4 protein-coding genes are annotated in these 2894 nt (G+C 56.9%); 2 read left to right on the top strand and 2 right to left on the bottom strand.

The annotated features are described in order from the left end of the window. Positions 1-146: 146 nt before the first annotated feature. Together aph(3'')-Ib and ACFCY1_RS41435 are read left to right on the top strand one after the other, a co-directional pair. Positions 147-950 carry an aminoglycoside O-phosphotransferase APH(3'')-Ib gene (gene aph(3'')-Ib, locus ACFCY1_RS41440; RefSeq protein WP_001082319.1) on the top strand — a complete coding sequence of 268 codons (804 nt, stop codon included), beginning with the start codon at positions 147-149 and terminating at the stop codon, positions 948-950. Next, complete coding sequence (locus ACFCY1_RS41435; RefSeq protein ID WP_000480968.1) at positions 950-1786, top strand: aminoglycoside O-phosphotransferase APH(6)-Id; 837 nt, start codon at positions 950-952, stop codon at positions 1784-1786. Before aph(3'')-Ib ends, ACFCY1_RS41435 begins: the two co-directional genes overlap by 1 nt. Before the next feature lie 234 nt (positions 1787-2020). On the opposite strand, the gene ACFCY1_RS41430 is transcribed toward ACFCY1_RS41435, so the two are convergent. Continuing rightward, positions 2021-2236, bottom strand: a complete 216-nt coding sequence (locus ACFCY1_RS41430) for an MbeD family mobilization/exclusion protein (protein ID WP_044704874.1) — start codon at positions 2234-2236, stop codon at positions 2021-2023. 6 nt (positions 2237-2242) lie between these two features. Next, the gene (locus tag ACFCY1_RS41425) at positions 2243-2734 is read right to left on the bottom strand and encodes an MbeB family mobilization protein (protein WP_063844470.1); all 492 of its coding nucleotides are present in this window, start codon (positions 2732-2734) and stop codon (positions 2243-2245) included. Between the last annotated feature and the right edge of the window lie 160 nt (positions 2735-2894).

Genomic DNA, 2894 nt, shown 5'->3' with positions numbered 1-2894 from the left:
GAGCGCGTCACTCTCTACCGATATGTCGGTCCCAAAGGCGAGCTCAGAGACCATGGAAAGCATGTTCTCGGACTTACGTAGCAACTCGTTTCTTTTCGCAGGTTGAGCCACCTCCGCGCTTCATCAGAAAACTGAAGGAACCTCCATTGAATCGAACTAATATTTTTTTTGGTGAATCGCATTCTGACTGGTTGCCTGTCAGAGGCGGAGAATCTGGTGATTTTGTTTTTCGACGTGGTGACGGGCATGCCTTCGCGAAAATCGCACCTGCTTCCCGCCGCGGTGAGCTCGCTGGAGAGCGTGACCGCCTCATTTGGCTCAAAGGTCGAGGTGTGGCTTGCCCCGAGGTGATCAACTGGCAGGAGGAACAGGAGGGTGCATGCTTGGTGATAACGGCAATTCCGGGAGTACCGGCGGCTGATCTGTCTGGAGCGGATTTGCTCAAAGCGTGGCCGTCAATGGGGCAGCAACTTGGCGCTGTTCACAGCCTATCGGTTGATCAATGTCCGTTTGAGCGCAGGCTGTCGCGAATGTTCGGACGCGCCGTTGATGTGGTGTCCCGCAATGCCGTCAATCCCGACTTCTTACCGGACGAGGACAAGAGTACGCCGCAGCTCGATCTTTTGGCTCGTGTCGAACGAGAGCTACCGGTGCGGCTCGACCAAGAGCGCACCGATATGGTTGTTTGCCATGGTGATCCCTGCATGCCGAACTTCATGGTGGACCCTAAAACTCTTCAATGCACGGGTCTGATCGACCTTGGGCGGCTCGGAACAGCAGATCGCTATGCCGATTTGGCACTCATGATTGCTAACGCCGAAGAGAACTGGGCAGCGCCAGATGAAGCAGAGCGCGCCTTCGCTGTCCTATTCAATGTATTGGGGATCGAAGCCCCCGACCGCGAACGCCTTGCCTTCTATCTGCGATTGGACCCTCTGACTTGGGGTTGATGTTCATGCCGCCTGTTTTTCCTGCTCATTGGCACGTTTCGCAACCTGTTCTCATTGCGGACACCTTTTCCAGCCTCGTTTGGAAAGTTTCATTGCCAGACGGGACTCCTGCAATCGTCAAGGGATTGAAACCTATAGAAGACATTGCTGATGAACTGCGCGGGGCCGACTATCTGGTATGGCGCAATGGGAGGGGAGCAGTCCGGTTGCTCGGTCGTGAGAACAATCTGATGTTGCTCGAATATGCCGGGGAGCGAATGCTCTCTCACATCGTTGCCGAGCACGGCGACTACCAGGCGACCGAAATTGCAGCGGAACTAATGGCGAAGCTGTATGCCGCATCTGAGGAACCCCTGCCTTCTGCCCTTCTCCCGATCCGGGATCGCTTTGCAGCTTTGTTTCAGCGGGCGCGCGATGATCAAAACGCAGGTTGTCAAACTGACTACGTCCACGCGGCGATTATAGCCGATCAAATGATGAGCAATGCCTCGGAACTGCGTGGGCTACATGGCGATCTGCATCATGAAAACATCATGTTCTCCAGTCGCGGCTGGCTGGTGATAGATCCCGTCGGTCTGGTCGGTGAAGTGGGCTTTGGCGCCGCCAATATGTTCTACGATCCGGCTGACAGAGACGACCTTTGTCTCGATCCTAGACGCATTGCACAGATGGCGGACGCATTCTCTCGTGCGCTGGACGTCGATCCGCGTCGCCTGCTCGACCAGGCGTACGCTTATGGGTGCCTTTCCGCAGCTTGGAACGCGGATGGAGAAGAGGAGCAACGCGATCTAGCTATCGCGGCCGCGATCAAGCAGGTGCGACAGACGTCATACTAGATATCAAGCGACTTCTCCTATCCCCTGGGAACACATCAATCTTACCGGAGAATATCGTTGGCCAAAGCCTTAGCGTAGGATTTCGCCCTCTCCCGCAAACGACCCCTTCTTGGGGTTTATCACGGGCCGGCATCCGTCAGCCCAGCGTCGGTCCTTTGTAGGTTTTCTGCGGCTGGCGCTCCAGCTCCAGTGTTTTCTGATACTCATTCTCCCCCTGCCGGAACTCGGTGGCATTCAGTTCCCGGACAAGCGGCGCAGCTGCTCGCTTAAACTCAGCACCTGCGTGCTCAAGTCCGACACGCGCTCGTTCAGCACCGCGTTCTCCCGTTGCATAAGCCCAGACATCTTCTGCCATTCCGCGAAGGCGCTCTCCCATTCGTCCAGCCTTTGCGAGTAGTCCTGATGTAGCTGCTCTAATGCGGTCAGCAACTGCTTTTCCAGCTCTGTCATTTTCCGCTACTCCTGTTTCAGGCGGATCCAGGTCGTCCCGTCGTAGGGGATGGCTTCGGCTTGCATCCCCGGCGGCAGGATAAGGAACCTCCGGCCGTCGCTGCTCTCCTGATAGCGCACTCCCCACGTCCGGGCAGTCATTTTCGCCAGGGTATCTTCCTGCTGACGAAGATGTGTGTAATTGTCGGTTATCTGCTGCCCCTGCCACCACAGAATGCTCCCGCTCGTGGCGATCAGCAGCGCTGACACCATCAGGATGGTGAGCCATGCCCTCCCGGCTGTCAGCAGCACGCTCCGCCGGTTTTTCTCCATCGCCTCGCTCATACTCTGTTCGTGGGCGCTGATGGCGTCGCTGATTCTCCTCGCGCTTGCGCTCAGTTCCGCTCTGACAGACTGCTCGTGCTCGCTGAATGCGGCTTTCAGCATCTCGCCGGTACTCTGCTGCTGCGCTTTCGATTTCTGCTCCAAGTCCTTCGCCAGCGTTAAAAGACTGCTCATAGATGGCTCCCTTCAGTCGGATGTTTCGCCCCCCGTCCGGGTCGGCAATGCTGATGCTGCTTTTCGTGCTGCGCACCACCTCAAAACCTGCGCTTTCCAGCGCCTCAGTGACGTCCTGACGGGTTTTCAGCTCCCCGGATGAGGCAAGGGCAAGCAGCTG

This window comes from Kitasatospora sp. NPDC056273 (assembly GCF_042268845.1).
Lineage (GTDB): Bacteria > Actinomycetota > Actinomycetes > Streptomycetales > Streptomycetaceae > Kitasatospora.
The sequence above is the reverse complement of the archived record's forward strand: the minus strand, read 5'-3'. Positions and strand labels throughout refer to the sequence as shown.